12 protein-coding genes are annotated in these 18,080 nt (G+C 52.0%); 8 read left to right on the top strand and 4 right to left on the bottom strand.

Features of this window, described 5'->3' with window-relative positions; translation table 11 throughout:
• Positions 1-3: 3 nt before the first annotated feature.
• Positions 4-1,254 carry an MFS transporter gene (locus tag DEV76_RS18440; protein ID WP_198652122.1) on the bottom strand — a complete coding sequence of 417 codons (1,251 nt, stop codon included), beginning with the start codon at positions 1,252-1,254 and terminating at the stop codon, positions 4-6.
• A gap of 155 nt (positions 1,255-1,409) precedes the next feature.
• Here DEV76_RS18440 and DEV76_RS18435 point away from each other — a divergent pair, with 155 nt between their 5' ends.
• Both DEV76_RS18435 and DEV76_RS18430 read left to right on the top strand, forming a co-directional pair.
• On the top strand, positions 1,410-2,027 hold the full coding sequence (locus DEV76_RS18435) for a helix-turn-helix domain-containing protein (protein WP_109699407.1): 618 nt from the start codon (positions 1,410-1,412) through the stop codon (positions 2,025-2,027).
• A gap of 70 nt (positions 2,028-2,097) precedes the next feature.
• Positions 2,098-2,985 carry an alkaline phosphatase gene (locus tag DEV76_RS18430; protein ID WP_109699649.1) on the top strand — a complete coding sequence of 296 codons (888 nt, stop codon included), beginning with the start codon at positions 2,098-2,100 and terminating at the stop codon, positions 2,983-2,985.
• Positions 2,986-3,050: 65 nt separating this feature from the next.
• Here the strand turns inward: DEV76_RS18430 and DEV76_RS18425 are convergent, their stop codons facing one another.
• From DEV76_RS18425 to DEV76_RS18415, 3 genes are all read right to left on the bottom strand, one after another.
• Entirely contained in the window at positions 3,051-3,719 is a 669-nt protein-coding gene (locus DEV76_RS18425) for a phosphonatase-like hydrolase (RefSeq protein ID WP_232826988.1), read from the bottom strand.
• Positions 3,716-4,834, bottom strand: a complete 1,119-nt coding sequence (locus DEV76_RS18420; RefSeq protein WP_198652121.1) for a zinc-binding dehydrogenase — start codon at positions 4,832-4,834, stop codon at positions 3,716-3,718. Before DEV76_RS18420 ends, DEV76_RS18425 begins: the two co-directional genes overlap by 4 nt.
• 357 nt (positions 4,835-5,191) lie before the next feature.
• Entirely contained in the window at positions 5,192-7,804 is a 2,613-nt protein-coding gene (locus tag DEV76_RS18415) for a DUF7133 domain-containing protein (RefSeq protein ID WP_109699406.1), read from the bottom strand.
• A 469-nt stretch (positions 7,805-8,273) separates the two neighbouring features.
• Here DEV76_RS18415 and DEV76_RS18410 point away from each other — a divergent pair, with 469 nt between their 5' ends.
• The 6 genes from DEV76_RS18410 to DEV76_RS18385 all read left to right on the top strand — a co-directional run bounded on the left by DEV76_RS18410 (position 8,274) and on the right by DEV76_RS18385 (position 17,991).
• The gene (locus DEV76_RS18410) at positions 8,274-8,654 is read left to right on the top strand and encodes a response regulator (RefSeq protein ID WP_109699646.1); all 381 of its coding nucleotides are present in this window, start codon (positions 8,274-8,276) and stop codon (positions 8,652-8,654) included.
• Positions 8,655-8,724: 70 nt separating this feature from the next.
• On the top strand, positions 8,725-9,876 hold the full coding sequence (locus DEV76_RS18405) for a HEAT repeat domain-containing protein (RefSeq protein ID WP_109699405.1): 1,152 nt from the start codon (positions 8,725-8,727) through the stop codon (positions 9,874-9,876).
• Complete coding sequence (locus DEV76_RS18400; RefSeq protein WP_232826987.1) at positions 9,876-11,312, top strand: glycosyltransferase family 2 protein; 1,437 nt, start codon at positions 9,876-9,878, stop codon at positions 11,310-11,312. The genes DEV76_RS18405 and DEV76_RS18400 overlap by 1 nt, the downstream gene beginning before the upstream one ends.
• 30 nt (positions 11,313-11,342) lie before the next feature.
• On the top strand, positions 11,343-12,842 hold the full coding sequence (locus DEV76_RS18395; protein WP_109699403.1) for a glycosyltransferase family 2 protein: 1,500 nt from the start codon (positions 11,343-11,345) through the stop codon (positions 12,840-12,842).
• Positions 12,843-12,868: 26 nt separating this feature from the next.
• A complete protein-coding gene (locus DEV76_RS18390) occupies positions 12,869-15,739 on the top strand; it encodes a tetratricopeptide repeat protein (protein ID WP_109699402.1) in 2,871 nt (956 codons plus the stop codon).
• Between the two features lie 8 nt (positions 15,740-15,747).
• Positions 15,748-17,991, top strand: coding sequence for a DUF4838 domain-containing protein (locus DEV76_RS18385; protein WP_157962980.1), 2,244 nt, complete (start codon positions 15,748-15,750; stop codon positions 17,989-17,991).
• Positions 17,992-18,080: the final 89 nt, after the last annotated feature.

Below are 18,080 nucleotides of genomic sequence, written 5' to 3'. Positions count from 1 at the left end.
ACATCAAAAGGCGGCATGCAACATTTTTCGCTTCGGCCGCCCCGCAGCCAAAGCCCACAGGATAGTTGCAGCACTGAGTAAAGTGATCAGTGCTACTGCCAGAAAGATAACGCTGCGGTTGCCCGAACGGTCTATCAGCATACCCATCAGCGGCTCACCGGCTGCTGCGAAAATATATGCCACCATATTCATAATTCCTGTGCCCGTGCCTACAAACCGCTGCCCCAGCAGCTCCGGCGCCAATGGCCAGAAGTTGGCCTGCGGGCCGTATGAAAAAAAGCCCGCACAAAATACCAATACGCCAATGGCAACACCTGATGAAAACCCCATACTGTATATCACCGCCGATAATCCGCTGCAGGAAAGCATCCCCATACAAATAGACAACATCCTGTCAGACCGGAACACCAGGTCCGAAATGGCGCCGAAAGAAATAGCTCCTGCCGCCATACCTATCGGTAACAGTATACTGATCCATACCGAAGAGGGCGCGCTCTTATCCGCCGTACCAAGGAAGTACAGCGGCAGCCAGAAGATGAGGGCATAACGCGCCATACTCTGGAAGCCCAGAGAGAGGCACACAATCAGGAACTGCCGGTTACCCAGCGCAGCAGCATAGGCTTCTTTCCATCCCGGCTTATCTGCTGCTGATTTCTCCTGCACATCCTGCTCCGGCGCATTGCGCACAAACACAAAAAAGATCACCACCGCCACCGCCAGGAACAATACCGGGATGCGGAATACATTCCGCCAGTTATCAGTAACCAGCAGGATGGAAAAGAGGTAGGTTATTACAGATGAAAGCCCGGCAGACATGGTGTATAACCCGTAAGCCAGTCCACGGTTCCCCTCTCGCCACCAGTTAGCAATAATGCGGCTGCCCGACGCCCAGGCCATGGATTGAAAGTAACCGTTAAAGCCCCATAGTATTAATATGGTTGTAAAAGAATCGGAGAAACTGATCAGGATGTTCATGAGGGCAGACAATAACCCGCCTGCTGCAATCATGTGTTTGGGGCTCAGCCTGTCTGCCAGGTTACCATTGATCAGTTGCCCCAGCGCATAGCCTGCCAGCATGGTGAAACTGATCCATCCTATTTTGGTGAAGGAGACGTGGAGCGTATCCGCCAGATCGTGTGCAGCCCAGCCAAAGTTGTGCCTGCCTGTGTAGAAGAAAAGGTAACAGAACATGGTCAGCAGCAACATCTGCCACCGCCGCCAGGTGCCGGTATGGTTCATTAATTCGCGAGCCATCTTATCATACTTTATTAAAGCGTGCATTATCTTCATGCCGCCGTGCTTCATACAAACTCCGGCTACATGGAAAGCCGGCTATTATTTCCTGACACGAAACTAATTTTCTTATTCGTTAAATTCGCGGTAGTAACTTTAATTAATCGTTAAGTCAAATGAACCAGGAGCCACATCAGGAATCAGTCAACAGCGGACAGCTGGTATATCATAAAATAGGCGGCCTTATCCGCAGGTATCGGAAAGATAAAGGGTTGAAGCTGCTCGACCTTTCCGGGGTTACAGGCATCAAATCCGCTATGCTTTCCAAAATTGAGAACGGTCGTATGCTGCCTACCATCCCTACCCTGTTCACCATCATTCAAAAGCTGGGCATCAAGCCCGAAACGTTCTTTGCGGAACTGAGTGCGGAGAACGATTTCCCGGGATACCTGCATATGCCTAAAGCCGGCTATACCCCTTATGAAAAAGAGGAAAACGCTGTCGGCTTCGAATATCAGTCAGTTTTCGAACACAGCTTCGGGAATGGCGCCTTTCAATTGTCTATCCTCACCCTGCGGCCCGGTGCGCACCGCCCGCCAGTAACAACGGCGGCGTATGAACTGGTGTTTGTACTCAGCGGAAACCTGCAGTATCAGCTGGAAGATCGTGTGTTTGAACTCGCTGAGGGTGATTCAATTTTCTTCGACGGAAACATTCCCCATGTTCCTATCCATACGCAGCCTACTAACGTGCAATTACTCGTAATGTACTTCTTTGCAGAAAGCAGCAAGTAAATTTACTTAAAAGAAATATTATTTCCCACAAAGAAATATATAAAGTATCTTGGGAGGCAAATATTCCCGTATGATACGCGTAAAATACTTATGCCTTTCCTTGCTGAGCCTGTGTATGGGGCTTAGCGCCATCGCTCAGTCCAGGCCCAGACATGTGATCCTGATCGGGTCAGACGGGTTTGGGGCATACGCCTTCAGCCAGGCCAAAGTTCCTCACCTGCGTAAAATGATGGAACAGGGTTCCTGGACCCTGCATGCACGCACCGTACTTCCTTCTTCCAGCGCTCCCAACTGGGCTTCCATGGTAATGGGCGCCGGCCCTGAGCTGCATGGGTATACCACCTGGGGCAGCAAGCAGCCCGACCTTCCTGCCCGTGTACTCGATGAGTATGGCATGTTCCCCACCGTTTATTCCCTGCTCCGCAAAGCACAACCCGCCAGCGAGATCGGCGTGATCTATGAATGGGACGGTATCGGTTATCTCTTCCCTAAAAAAGCCGTGAATAAAGATCAGAACTGCGATGGCGATGTTGCCCTGGCAGCGGCAGCCTGCGATTATATCAAAAGCAGGAAACCGACCTTCCTGTTTGTACACCTCCACGATGTAGACAGCGTGGGGCACAAAGTGGGACATAACACACCTGAATACTACGCTTCCGTAGAACGGACAGACGCGCATATCGGTGAAATCCTGCAGGCCATCAAAGAAGCAGGTATAGAAAAAGAAACGGTGGTGATCTTTACTGCGGATCACGGCGGTATCAATAAAGGCCATGGCGCTATTTCCATGCAGGAAATGGAAATCCCCTGGATCGTGAAGGGACCTGGTATCAAGGCCAGTTATGAAGTAACCGAAAGCGTGATGACGTTCGATACTGCCGCTACCATTGCAGCACTGTTCCGGCTTACCCCGCCACAGGTATGGATTGCCCGGGCCGTAACTTCCATTTTCAAATGACACACAACTAAGCATAAAAAAACCGCGTTCCGTAAGGGCGCGGTTTTTCTGTTTTATATGGATGTTCAGGAAAGGTTCAGAATCTCCATCAGGTCGCCGATGATGTAATCGGGCGAAGCATGCTTTAACTGCTCGGAGGTATGTGCGCCGGTAGTGATACCAATGCTCAAGCCGCAGCCTGCGTTTTTACCTTCTTCAATATCGATGGTAGAATCCCCCACCTTTACCACCTGTTTACCATCGGCGATATTAAACTGCTGCATGGCATGCAGGATCATATCCGGATGAGGCCTGTTGCGCGGCACATCGGATGCGGTAACAAGGGCATCGAAATCTCTTCCCGCTTCCCAGCCCAGCTTTTCTATCAGCCCCTCTGCAGTATTGCGCTGGTAACCGGTGTTCAATACAACTTTTACGCCTTCCTTCCGCAGTTTTTCAAACAGGGCGGAGGCATTGGGCTGTTCGGTTACTTCCAGTGAATCATAAGCCTGCTCCAGCAGTATTTTAAAGCGTTCGAAGATGACGGGGGCATCAGCAGCCAGCTTATCTTCCGTATAGGTTTCCAGTACGCTCTTGATAGCCTGCAGTTTTTCCTTGCCGGCACCTTCGGCCAGTACCTGCTCCAGTGTAACGGGATAGCCCTGTTCATTGATAGCCTGTTGCACAGTCTTGTACACTACATTATGCTCATTCACGGTGGTACCCGCCATGTCGAATACGATCATTTTTATCATTCTACAGTTTTTTGCTTTTTCAGATTGATCCCCACCCGCAGGGGCTTTTGTGCTACGGCATACTCAAAAGCATCCTGTACGGCTTCGAGGGGATATTCCGTCTCCACTGCCGCGGCAAAGGGATAGCGCTCCCAGTTACCGCGCATAAATTCAAAGGCAGCGATGAAATCATCGAAATTGTAATTATGCAGTCCTTTGATGGTGATAAGGTTACGGATGATCCGCTCCGGCACTATCTGCAGCGGGCGGGTATTAAACACCGCACCGATCCACACGGCGATGCCGCCAATGCCGAGGGTGGCAATACCGGCCTCCATGGTATCCGGCGAGCCGCTCATATCAAACACCACATCCACCCCTCTCCCGCCTGTGCGGGCTGGAATGGCGGATACACTATCTGCACCCCTCAGGTCAAACACATCATCTGCCCCAAATCGAAGGGCATCCTGCAGGCGGCGCTCCGATATATCAGCAGCCCCGATCCATTTTGCGTCCGATTCCCGGCACATAGCCGCGCAGGTGACACCCAGATGCCCCATGCCGGTAATGAGTACGTTCTTACCCCTTAAATCGCCCGCCATACGCAAGGCTCCTGCCACGGTGGATACTGAACAGTTGAGGGTGGCCGCTACGGCATCGGGCATTTCGTCCGGTAATCGGAGGATGCCTGTATTGGGCTGAAGGACGCAATATTCTCCCAGTCCGCCATGAAACAACTCTGCACCTTCCGCTTTCACATGCCCGTACTTATACAGCCCCGTCCCTTTCTGGGGCATGCCGCGCAGGGCATTCTCAGATTCCGGGTTGCTGGCAAAGATAGTCCACGTAATGCGGTTGCCAGGCAAGAGGGGTGCTCCCATCAGGTCCGTTCCCGGATGCTCCGGGTGCAATTGCACGATTTCCCCAACAATTTCATGCCCCAGCACGGTAGGACAAGGCTCCTGCCGCAGGCCGCAAAAGGTATGCAGGTCGCTCCCGCAGATGGTGGTATACACATTCCGCACGAGGATCTCCCCGGGGAGCAGTGCCCTCACCGCTCCGGAAGTCATCCTGAAAGGCCCTCCCGGGCCATCAAATAAAGCCAGGTGGCCGATGCGTTCAGTGTTCATGCTCATATGTCTGCCTGTTTCATGAAAGGATAAAAACTTTCCTGATGCGAAATTAATATTTCCTGTGGAGAAATATTTAACACCAATATTAAATTTTCCCTGCTCCTGAAGATCATCGAACCTTCAGTGAACCTTCAGTGATCCTTCAGTGATCCTTCGGTCAAACCCCTTCAAACCTATACCACCACTGAACACCACCGAAGGATCACTGAAGGATGGCAGTAGGATGTCAGTAGGTTTTGCAAAACCCTGCAGACTGAATGTCATCAATTTTTAATCATATCCCTGTAAAGGCACCGTAACAAATGTAAAAGCCCTGAACATCAGCGACGTTCAGGGCTTTTACGATGTATATGGACTATACTATTTCTTCTGCTGTGCGAGGAAGGTAACCAGCGAAGCCAGCTCGTCGTAAGACAAAGCATTCGCCAGGCCTGCAGGCATCATGGAATTCTTCATTTCCTTGCGGGAAGCGATGTCTGAAGCTTTTAACGTAGTTACGTTACCGCCGATATCGCGGAGCACCACCCTGGAAGCGGTTTCTTCCGTCACAAAGCCCATGTAGGACTTTTTGTCTTTGGTAGTGATCATCACCGTAGCAAAGCCTTGTGAGATGGAAGCGTTAGGCTTGAGGATAGACTCAGCAATCTGCTCGCGGTTCATGATGGAACCGATCTGACCCATGTAGGGGCCTTTCATCTTCTCACCTTTGCTGATGCTATGGCAGGCCACGCAACCCTGGCTGGTGAACAGCACCTTGCCTTTGGCGGCATCGCCTTTGAGGGCGTTAACAGCCAGCAGCACGTCTTCAATTGAAGATTTACCTACCTGTCCTTTTTTGCTCTTGATTTTCTCGAGGTCTACTTTAGGCTCTTTCTTTTCAGCAACAGGTGCCTTTTTCTCGGGAGCGAATGCAGCAATCTCCATACGGTGACGGGCATCCAGGTCGCGGAAGTACTGCTTGCGGGCAGGACCGTATTTCAGGGCTTCTGCTTTCAGGAACTTCTCGATAGCAGGCGATGCTTCCCACAGCTCGGCTTTATAGTACGGGCCGTGTGAATCCGGACGGGTACCCCACCACCAGGAAGCGTCGTAGGCGGCTTCTCTTTTATAAAGGCGGGCCAGCGTGGTCATGATCTGCTTTTTGCGTTTCTCATCTTTGGTAAGACGGTAAGCGCTGGTAAGTCCGGTCACTACTTTAGGCTCGTGCATATAGCGGAGCGCCCAGAGGGCGAGGCTGGAGTTTTCGGTATTGATGGCAGCCACGGCAGCTTCGGAAGCGTGCATGTTCACCAGGGCCTGAACGGCCAGGTGAGGCAGTACGATCGCGGAGTTAGGCGTAGCGTGCGGACCTTCCACATCTTTAGCAGGCTCCACAAAAGTGGCGGGTACTTTCGTTTGCAGTAAAGCACCGGCGGTTTCGGTACGGCCCAAGCGGCCAAGTCCGATCACAGCTGCTGCGCGAACACGGGGGGAAGCATCATTCAGGGCAGCCAGGAAAGGCTCTGCAGATACATCGGCGAGGATGGCTTTACGGTCGGCCAGTGCACGGAGCGCATGCTCGCGAACGGCTTCGTCTTTCGTGAGGGCCGTGAGCGCCGCGATCCCGTCTTTACCTGTTGCCTGTGCATAAGTATATATACCGGCGATACGGCTTTCCAGCGTTGCAGTTGCATCGGAAGCAATAGCCAGCGCTGCTGCAGCGGCTTCCTGACCGCCACGGGCAATCAGTTCCTGCGAGGCGCTCAGGCGGGCAACCGCACTGGCGGATTTCAGCAGCTGTGCCAGTTCAGTTACGGAAGATTTGGTAACGTCCGGGAAGGCGGTGTACGTCCAGTTATTGGGTACTGCACGGATTACATAACCCTTGTTGGGGCTGCCGGAATAACCGGCACCATCCCATGCGGCGAGGTACAGCCTGCCGGAACCATCCACATCCAGATCAGTGATCTGCGGGATGCCGAGGAACTCTTCTTCCTTCTGGGTGAAGGTTGCCCCGTCTGCCGCTACACGGTGGATGTAGAGCATGCTCCTGCCCCAGTCCGCCATCATGGGTACATTATTAAACTGTGCAGGCCAGTTAGGCTCTGCCATATAAAGAGCGCCGGTGCCGGAACCACCACCCACGTCTACGAGAGCAGGCAGGATCTCATCGGTGAAATGCTGGAACAATACGGGGTAACCGTATTCACCGGACTGGATGTGATGGGAGAAGCGTACGTTCCATCCGCCGCCATCATTTGTATTCTCGCGGGTGAATACGTTCATGAAAGGATCAATCGCCACATCGTACACGTTACGGGTACCGTGGGTGAATACTTCCAGCTCAGTACCGTCGGGGCGTACCCTTACGATACCACCGCCGAGCATGGTCAGCTTTTTGCCAGACCGGTCGGTAGCGTTATGGAAGCCGAAGTCGCCCACCGCAATGTAGATCCAGCCGTCGATACCCATGCGGATACCATTGGTGGCGTGGTCGGTACCACGCTCCTGGATGTAACGGGTATTGCTGAGATCGGTAACGAGGGGCTGGGGAGCACCATCGGCTTTACCGTCTCCGTCTTTATCTTCAAATACCACCAGCGACATGCCGGTTGCTTTCTTGGTTTCTTTTGAGAAAGTGGTGTGCAGCACATATACCTTGCTGCCGGAAACGATAATACCGCGGGGGTTGTCTACTTCCGCGAAATCGTAGTGCTGATCCAGTTTGCCATCGTTATCCTTATCTACCAGTTTGAGGATACGCCCTTTACCGGGGTCTTTACCAAGGGAGCCGATCATATCTACCCCTACAAACACTTCGCCGGTGGAGGCAACTGCAAGGCAGGCGGGGCTGGGTGTGATTTCAGGGCCGGCAAACGTGGTAAGTGTTAATTCGGCAGGGTTTGTAGTAGCAGGGGGCGAACTAACCCAATAGTGCCTGGCACCCCAAAAAACTGACAGGGAATATGCCAGGGCGAGCGAAAACTTAATCATTTGTATATACGGTTATTTTAATATACCTCTAAAAAATGCTTATCAAACAGGGGATAAATATTAAAAAAATAAAGTTTACCCGGTAGATTTTTTTTACCTGCGGCGGAGAAGGCAGATGAGCGTAGCGGAGTAACGGGCAGGAAAAAACGCTGACGGGGCGTGGTTAACATCAGGTATCCTAACAAAGCATTCACCAAACAGCGTGAATATTTCCACAGTATGTTTCATTGTATCATATTTTTTTCTGGAAATCAACTGTCTGAATTACAGAAGATAATTACTACTTTAATTGTTTTGACGGACAGAAGGTCTTATTTTTGACAATATCCTATTGGCAACCAAATAAGGATAGGTAAACTAACCGTCGGATGAATTTGTTGTCCAGCTACATCAACAGATTACCCCGGCGGCCACAAAAAGTTTCCATATCCGTAATGATGAGCGCTGGGCAGTAAAAATGAAATACGATATGAGTAAAATACTCCTGATAGAAGACGATGAAGTAATGGCCACCATCGTTAAAAGAATCCTGCAAAAGGCGGAATATCATATTGATCATGTCAGGAACGGGAAAGAAGCATTCGAGATACTGGAAACCTCCGGGTTTGGGTTCGACCTGATTATTACAGATATTATGATGCCTTATGCAAACGGTTTCGAGATCCTGAGCCGGGTGCGCAACCTTCCCGATGGCCGCCAGATTCCCGTTATCCTACTGTCGAACGCCGGCAATGAAGACATGGTGAAAGAAGGCCTGCAGCTGGGGGCGAACGACTTTCTCAAAAAACCGGTTCTCCCGGCCGAACTGCTGATGCGGATACGGCGCGTGCTAACCCGCGAACCGGGCTGATGCCATCATCGGGCTAATGCCCCTACCATAATTATCCGGCACCTCCCAATCTCCTACGAAAAACACCAATATGAACTTCTCCCCCCTAGATTTTCTGGAGAGTATTTTTTTTGAATTCCGGTATGCGCCACTGATCATCCAGATTGCCATCATTTTTGTATTTGTGGCTATCGGGATGACGCTGCTCGCCTATGCATCCATTCTGCGCCGCCGCTTCCGGGGCTTCAGAAGGGATACAAAGATTACGCAGCTCAATGAGCAGATCGACGACCTGCTTATTGAAAACGTACTGTCGCAGGACCCAGAGGCGGTGGAAACACCCGGCCAAACTGCCGAAGCTGCCGCCGCCGCATTCCAGCTCAAACCTTTCGACACACGTTGGGGCCGCCAGGTACTTATAGACCGGCTCATCAATTACCGCAATAACGTACGCGGCACCATGGGCGATGAGATACGCACCCTTTACCTGCTGCTGGAACTTGATAAAGACAGCTTCAAAAAGCTCAAATCCCGCAAATGGAACCGGAAAGTACGTGCCCTCAATGAACTGAGCAGCATGGAAATCGGTGTTGCCGACGTAATCATCCTCCCGCTTACCAACAGCCGTAACCGTGAACTGAGGGCCGCTGCCCGCCAGGCTTATATCAAGCTGTCTAAAAACGAACCATTCAAGTTCTTCGACCTTGCTACAGAGCCCCTCCTGCAATGGGACCAGGTGGAACTTTTCCGTATCATCACCACTACCCCGCATATCGCCATTCCCAACTTCGCCCAGTGGATCACTTACTCCACCAACAAAAGCGTGGTATCCTTCTGCCTGAAGCTTGTGATACATTACCACCAGCTGAAAGCCATCCCTGCCGTGATGAAACTACTGGATACCAAAGATCACCTGCTGCGTGCGGAAGCCATCAACTGTCTTGGTAAAATGAAGATCGCGGATGCGGAAGAGAAACTGGTATACATCTATAATAACCAGCCGCTCGACTGCCAGATCGAGATACTCAAAGCCCTCGGCCGTATCGGGAGCGGCAGACATACAGAGTTCCTCCGTCAGGAGTTCATGCTTTCCACTGACTTTGAGTTGCGGAAAAACGCGGCCAAATCGATCATCAATAATCAGTCTGCCGACAGCAGCATCGTGGATGAACTGATGGCTACCGCCAGTCCGGAAAACAAACTGATCCTGAAACATTGCATGAACCCGTTAATTAAATTCTGATGCAGGAGATCTGGGATATTATCGGCAACTTCTTTGAGACCACCGTATTCACCTACGGCGCCATTCTGCTCGTTTCATACGCCCTGCTGGCTGTTTGCTCCCTCATTGCCGTAAGGCGCTGGGTAACTATGGACAGGTTCCAGGATGGCGAAGTGCTGCTGACCTCTCCCCTGGCCCCGGGCATCTCCGTGATTGCACCGGCATACAATGAAGGGATGACCATCATCTACAACGTGCGCTCCCTGCTTACGCTGAAATACGCCCGCTATGAGATCATTGTGGTGAACGATGGCAGTACAGACGATAGTATGGATCAGCTCATCAAAGAGTTTCACCTGGTAGCGGTAGACTTTGCCTATAATGCCAAGATCCAGACACGGCCTGTTAAGAAAATCTATAAATCCACCAACCCCGCATACGCCAAGCTTACCATCATCGATAAAGTGAATGGCAAAAGCAAGGCCGATGCGGTGAATGCCGGCATCAATGCTGCGGCGTATGATTACTTCGTATGTACGGATGTAGACTGCATCCTGCACGAGAACACCATCATTGAGCTGGTAAAGCCGGTGATGAAGGAAAAGAACAAACGGGTAATTGCTACGGGAGCCACATTGCGTGCCGCCAACTCCAATACCTTTGACCAGGGGGTGATGGTAGGCGTGCGTGCCCCTTCGCAGCTGATACCCCGCTTCCAGGAAGTGGAGTATATCCGTGCCTTTGTGTTAGGAAAAATGGGCTGGACGCTGCTCAACTGTGTACCCAACGTATCCGGCGGGCTTGGTCTTTTCGATAAGGAAATCGCCATCCGCTGCGGCGGGTACGACCATACCTCTTTCGGGGAAGATATGGAGCTGATGACAAGGATGGTACGCTATGCCCGCGATAACCGGATCGACTATGCCATCCGCTACATCCCCAAAACACTCTGCTGGACGGAAGTACCCTCCACCCTTGCTGTATTTGGCCGCCAGCGTACCCGCTGGGCACGCGGCCTGGCACAGCTCATGCATGCTCACTTCGGCATGTTCCTCAGGCCACGGTACGGCAAATTTGGCCTCATCGTGTTCCCTTATAACTTCTTCTTCGAGCTGCTGGCACCCATTATTGAGTTCGGAGGTATCATATATTATATCATCGCCATCATCATGGGATGGATCAACTGGCCCACAGCCCTCGTGCTGCTGGTGTTTGTTTACTCTTATGCCATTATGATCACCACACTGGCCATCCTGTATGACCAGATTACTTTCCGGTATTACAACTCCTGGCGCGATGTGGTATTGCTGTGCCTGATGCCGTTCATGGAGTTCTTCCTCTATCATCCGCTGATCGTGTTCTTCTCGCTCCGCGGTTATTATTTCTTTTTGACAGGTAAGAAAGCAGGCTGGGGCAATATGCAGCGCCGCGGCTTCCAGGTAGCACCTAACCGGTAGCAGCCTGAATTTTAACCATAACAACAGCACATGGAACTGATCAGGAATTTCTACGAAGGGTCGATATTTGTTTACGGCATGTCCATGCTCGTCATGTATGCATTGCTGGCGCTCCTTTCGTTCCGCGGTGTGCTCCGGTTTAAGCGGAAAGACCGTAATACCGACTACAACTGCATGCTCAATTCCGAGCTGGCGCCCGGCATCTCCGTAATAGCGCCCGCCTTCAACGAAGGGGTTACCATTATACAGAACGTACGCTCCCTCCTCACCCTTAACTATTCCCGCTTCGAAGTAATCATCGTAAACGACGGCAGTACCGACGATACGCTGGATAAGCTCATCCATGAATTTGAGCTGCAGGAAGTGGATTTTGCCTATAACGAACGTATTAAAACGCAACCGGTAAAACGGCTGTTCAAGTCTGTTAACGTAGCATACGACAAGCTGCTGGTAATCGATAAGGTAAACGGTAAATCGAAGGCAGATGCTTCCAATGCCGGCATTAACGCAGCGGCCTACGATTACTTCCTTTGTACGGACGTAGACTGTATCATTGAAAAAGACACCCTCCTCCGCCTCATCAAGCCTTTCATGGAAGAGGAATATAAGAAAGTGCAACAGGTAGGTGAGCCTTGTCCGGAATGCGGCTTCGTACATATTGTGGAAGAAGGCGTGCGGGTAATAGCATCCGGCGCCACATTGCGGCTGGCGAACGATTGTGAGATAGACCAGGGTGTACTGGTTCGTGTTCGGCCTCCAAGAAAGCTGCTCCCCCGCTTCCAGGAAATGGAATACATCCGCGCTTATGTGCTGGGAAAAATGGGCTGGAGCATGATCAACTGCGTACCCAACGTATCGGGCGGCCTCGGGCTGTTCGACAAAGAGATCGCCATTAAAGCGGGCGGATACGATCACAAATCCTTCGCGGAAGATATGGATATCGTAACGCGCATGTGCCAGTACATGATCGACAACAAAATGCGTTATGCGGTACGCTACATCCCCACCACACAATGCTGGACGGAAGGGCCTCCCACCATGAAAGTATTCAGCCGCCAGCGTACCCGCTGGGGCCGTGGCATGGCGGAGATCATCACCATACACCGTAAAATGATCTTCAACCCGCGGTACAAGAAACTGGGCATGATCGTGCTGCCATGCAGCCTGCTGTTCGAGTTCCTGGCACCTATCATTGAATTCACCGGGATATTATACTACATCTATCTCATTGTTACCGGCGCCATTAACTGGGACTTTGCCCTCATTCTCCTGGCATTTGTGTACCTCTATTCCGTTATGATCACCACGCTGGCCATCTGCTGGGACCAGATGACGCAGCGGTATTATAATTCCTGGCGGGAAGTGGTGGGCCTGGCATTGATGGCATTCCTCGAACCGATCATTTACCACCCACTCATCGTGTTCTTTGCACTGAGAGGCTACTGGTTCTTCCTTACCGGCAAGAAATCGAACTGGGGCAATATGCAGCGTCAGGGCTTCGGTCAGCGTAAACCGGTGCAAACCGCATAAACAAAGTACTCATCCAACCAGCAAATATGAAAAGAACGGTCTGTTACTTATTGATGGGATTAATGCTGTGCTGCGCATTTCAGGTGCAGGCACAGATCTTTAATACAAAGAAAAACAAGGACGCGGATGAGCTGTATGCCGAAGCCGTGCAGGCCACCCGTGCGCAACAGTACCAGAGAGCCATATCCCTGAGCCAGCAGGCGCTGAAGATAAGGCCCGATTTCGTGGACCAGGAACTGCTGCTGGGAAGATTATATATGCTCACCGGCAACTACCCCTCCGCCCGCCAGTATGTACATGCTGTAATAAAGAAAAGCCCCGGCTACCGCGATGCTTACCTATATGCCGTAAACATCGAAATGCTGACGAGGCATTATATGATGGCAGAAAAATATGCTGATGACGCGCTGGCAAAGTTTAAGGACGATAAAGAATTCATGCTCCGCAAAATGGCCATCCTCGATGTAACAGAACGCTTTCAGGGAGGCAACGTATTTGCCGATAACCTGCTGGAGAAATTCCCCGGCGATTCTGCCATGCGGAAAGCGTACATCGGCCACTACCTCACAGCAGGCCATTTCTACCGGCAACGGGGCATCCCGGCACTGGCAGAGCGGCATTATGAAAAAGCCCTCGCCATGCAACCCGGCAATGCTGAAGCCAGCAGCTCCATCACTAACATGTACCTGCGCAGCGGCAGCTATCAGCGGGCGCTGGAGCAACTGAACGCGGAACTGGCCAACAACCCCAATTCCTACGACCTGCTCATGCGCAAACTGGGCCTGCTGCAGGACATGCATGATTACCCGGAAGCACTCAACCTACTGCAACAAATACTTAAAAACCACCCGGGCGATGCCAAAGCCCGCAGTCTGGATGTACAACTGCGCATGGAAGCAGCGTCCTGGTATGCGAATACAGATCCTTACATGCTGTATAGCGGCATCCTCGAAAAAAGCCCCGGCAACCGCGAAGCGCTCGACAAAGTGATTGGCATGAGCATGTCGCGCGGGGCATACCGCGAAGCCCTCGCCTGGATCAATACAGGCCTGAAGGGCAGTCCGAACGACCAACGCTTACTTGGCCTCAAACTGGATGTACTGGAAAGCGACCGTAAGTTTGGCGAAGCAGCCCTGCTGGCGGAAAAAATGCTGCGCAACTCCCCTACCGCCGAAAAACGCCAGCGCTACATTACCCTGCGTATAGCCTCCGGCCGCGAATTCCTGGCCCAGCAGCAATACGACCTTGCCCTTACTGAGTTCGAAAGTGCCCTGCGCGAAAACCCTGCAGACACTGCCGCACTCGACATGGCCGCCAACACCTACATCTCGCAGAAAGATTATACCCGCGCCCTCACCGTGCTGAATACCGCCCTTGCCGCGCACCCTTCCAACCCGCGGTTTATGATGAAAAAATCATCCGTACTCGCGGAAACAGGCCAGTACGATGAGGCCGCGCAGATCGCGAAGGAACTGCAGCAGCGCTTCCCCGGCAACCAGCGGTATAGCACTTTCGTGACAGATATGCACCTTACCGCAGGCCGGTTGTTCATGCAGGCGGAAGAATACACCCTCGCCAAAGGACAATTCGACCAGGTACTCGAAAACGATCCTACTAACCTGGATGCGCTCAATTACCTCGTAAATCTCGAATCGGCACGCAAGCAATACGAGAGTGCTATCCAGTATGCCGACAAAGCCCTGCAGGCGCATCCTGATAACAAGGAAATGCTGTTGAAGAAAGCCTCCGTTTACACCGATATGCAGCGTTATGCTGATGCGAATACCATCAACAAACAACTCATGGAGCGCTTCCCCTACACCACGAAATACCGCACCGCATATGTGGAAGGTCTGGTGGCGGAAGGGCTTGCCAAATGGCGTAATAACCGGCCGGATAGTGCTTTCCCCATCTTCCAGCAGGCATTGGCGATCGATAAAAAAGATTCCCTCGCACTCCTCAATAGTATGAACATCCTGTACGCCCGCGGGTCGTACGACAGTGCACTGGTGTTTGCCAACGAAGCGCTCCGGTATTACCCGAACAGCGAAAACTTCCTGCAACGGCGGGCATTGAACCTGGAAGGGATGAAAGACTATGAAGGCGCAGCCCGTGCAGCCGACAGTCTGGCCCGCAGATTCCCCTCTGCCGATAATAAGGATTATGCCAACCTCATGGCATCCAAAGGCCTGAAGAACCAGTTTGGACTCTACTACCTCAATTCCAACTACGACTACGCCAGCACCAATTATAACATTGCCACCGTGGAATACCGCCGCTTCTTTAAGAAAGGCTCATGGGCGGCCCGGGCTAACTATGCCGGACGCGAACAGGGTACCGGCCTTATGGGTGAAGCAGAGCTGTATTACACCCATAACAAAACATTGTACTCCTACGCACTGGCGGCATTCGGCAACAAAATCGTGTTCCCGCAGCTGCGGCTGGGATACTCCATCTTTAAGACTTTCGGGAAAGAGATTGAAGGGGAACTGGGTGCCCGGTACCTTATGACCGACAGTGCCAATGCCATTACTGCCGTAACATCGGTAGCGAAGCCCTTCGGCGACTTCTGGGTGAACCTGCGCGCATACTTCATCAGCGACGAAGGCGATTTCAATACCTCCTTCAACCTGACCACCCGGTATTATATGAACAACCGGCAGGATTACCTGTCTGTTATCGCCGGCCTGGGTACTTCCCCTGACGACCGCAGCCGCCTTATTCAGTTCCCGCAGCTGAGTGGACTGCTCACCCGCAGCGTTGCCGCCGGTTACCAGAAAACTATTAAATACCGCACCACGCTGGGCCTTTTCGGCACCTGGATCAATCAAAAGATTGCCGACACCCGTTATCAAAACCAATACGACATCTATATCACCGTACAACGTAAATTCTGATGGGCTATATGATGAATGCACTTTTCCTTTCGCTGATGATGTTGATACAACCTGGCTGTAATGCAGCGAAGGAAATTGTGCTGGTTGAAAAAGGCAAAGCGCGGCATCAGATCGTGCTGCCGGAAGCTCCTACCAAAGCCGAGACCCGTGCGGCAGGCATCCTGCGCGATTATGTACAGAAAATGAGCGGCGCCACACTGGCAGTGATCAATGAACCATCTTACAAAGAAGGAGTTCCCGCCATCTTTATTGGCCATACAGACCATGCCGGTAAATACGGGGAAGAAAAGATTCCCGGTGAAGGCTTTTTCATTGCTACCGACGATCAGCATCTCTACATCCGTGGTGGCAGCGGTAAAGGCATCATATATGGCGTTTATACCCTGCTGGATACGTACTTCGGCTGCCGGAAGCCTGCTCCCGGTGCGGCGGTTGTACCACACAAAGCCACCATTGCCATTGCGCCCAAGCTGATGGACCGCCAGGTACCGCAATTCGTTTACCGCGAAACCTACTACCCTTCTCCCCTCGAACCGGAATTTCAGGAATGGCACAAGCTGCACAGCTTTGAAGACCTTTGGGGGCTGTGGGGGCATTCTTACTTTAAAATGGTTCCTCCCCGCGAGCATTTCGCGGCACATCCTGAATATTATGCCCTGGTGAACGGCCAGCGCCGTGCCACGCAATTATGCCTGAGCAATGAGCAGGTATTGAAGATCGCCACTGCATATTTAAGGAAAGCCATCGCAGATAATCCGGATGCATTGTACTGGAGCATATCTCCGGAAGACGGGTCAGGGTATTGCACCTGCGACCTTTGCAGCAAGGCGGATCAGGAAGAAGGCAGTCATGCCGGATCACTGATGCGCTTCGTAAACCGCATCGCCGATCAGTTTCCGGAACAGCAATTCACCACGCTTGCATATACTTTCACCCTTCAGCCTCCCACCCAAACAAAACCTGCGGGCAATGTGATCATCATGCTCAGCAGCATCGATGCTTACAGGCACCGTCCGCTTTCTGAAGAACCTTCCGCCGCAGGGTTCCGTAAGGCGCTGCACGACTGGAAAGCGGTAACCTCCAATATCTTCATCTGGGATTACACCACCCAGTTCACCAACTACCTCTCTCCTTTCCCCGACTACTTCCTGCTGCAGCAAAACCTGCAGTACTTTGCCGACAACGGTGTGAAAGGCGTATTCTCCCAGGGCAGCGGAGGCACGTATTCCGACATGGCGGAGCTGAATGCGTACGTACAGGCACAGGCCCTCTGGCAGCCACGGCAACCTGCAGACACTGCATTTCATCAATTCATGCGTGCCTACTATGGCAAAGCTGCACAGCCGCTATCGGGTTATGTGAAAGCACTGAGCGACAACCTCCTCAAATCGAAGGTTGTGCTGGATATATATGGGAGTCCGGTTAACCACCGCAACGATTATTTATCACCTGCCGCAATTGAGCAATATTCTACCTTATTGGATCAGGCAGAGAAAGCTGCCGGCAGCGATACCCTGCTGGCCGGCCGTGTGCAGAACGCACGCCTCCCGCTTGAATATACCGTGCTGCAGCAGGCACGCCTTTACGGTACTGATAAGCATGGCTACCTTGTACCTTCCGGCAATGGATTCGCCCCTGCACCGCAATGGGCAGCCCGTATTCAGCGGTTTGTTCAACAGGCAAAGAAGGCAGGGGTAACTGAGTTGTCGGAAGGCGGTCTTACCCCAGATGCATACCAGCAGGAATGGGACCGGATACTGGCCCGCCCCTGGCAGAGCAGTCTGGCATTCGGCAAGAAAGTAACCTTACAGCACACCTTCACACCGGAATACACCGCTAAGAAAGAAGCCACACTTACCGATGGCCTTACCGGCGGTACCGATTTTTCACTGAACTGGCTCTTTGTGTATGGTAACGATCTCGTGGCAACCATCGACCTGGGTGTTGCCCAACCACTGAAACAGGTACAGCTGAACTTTCTGCAGGATGCAAGGCACAACATCTTCCTGCCCACTCAGATCATCATCGAAACCTCGTCAGACGGAACTACTTACCAACCGGTAGCACAGCAGGCTGTGGGGCCCGTGGCGGAAGAAGATTTTACCGCGCATGTGGAATCCTATAAACTGGCTTTGAAAGCCGGGAATGCGCGGTACCTCCGTGTAACCGGTAAAGTCCTCCCCAAAATGCCTGACTGGCGGGGAAATGATAAGAAGCCCGCTATTTGCTGCGATGAGATAATTGTGCAATAAACAGGACTTCACCGTCTGTCCATTCCATTACGATTCCAGGGAATTTCGCTTTATATTGGCTGCACGTTATGTAAACGCAGCAAATATAT

The sequence above is a fragment of the Chitinophaga deserti genome, assembly GCF_003149455.1.
Lineage (GTDB): Bacteria > Bacteroidota > Bacteroidia > Chitinophagales > Chitinophagaceae > Chitinophaga > Chitinophaga deserti.
This window is presented reverse-complemented; position numbering and strand designations above follow the sequence as displayed.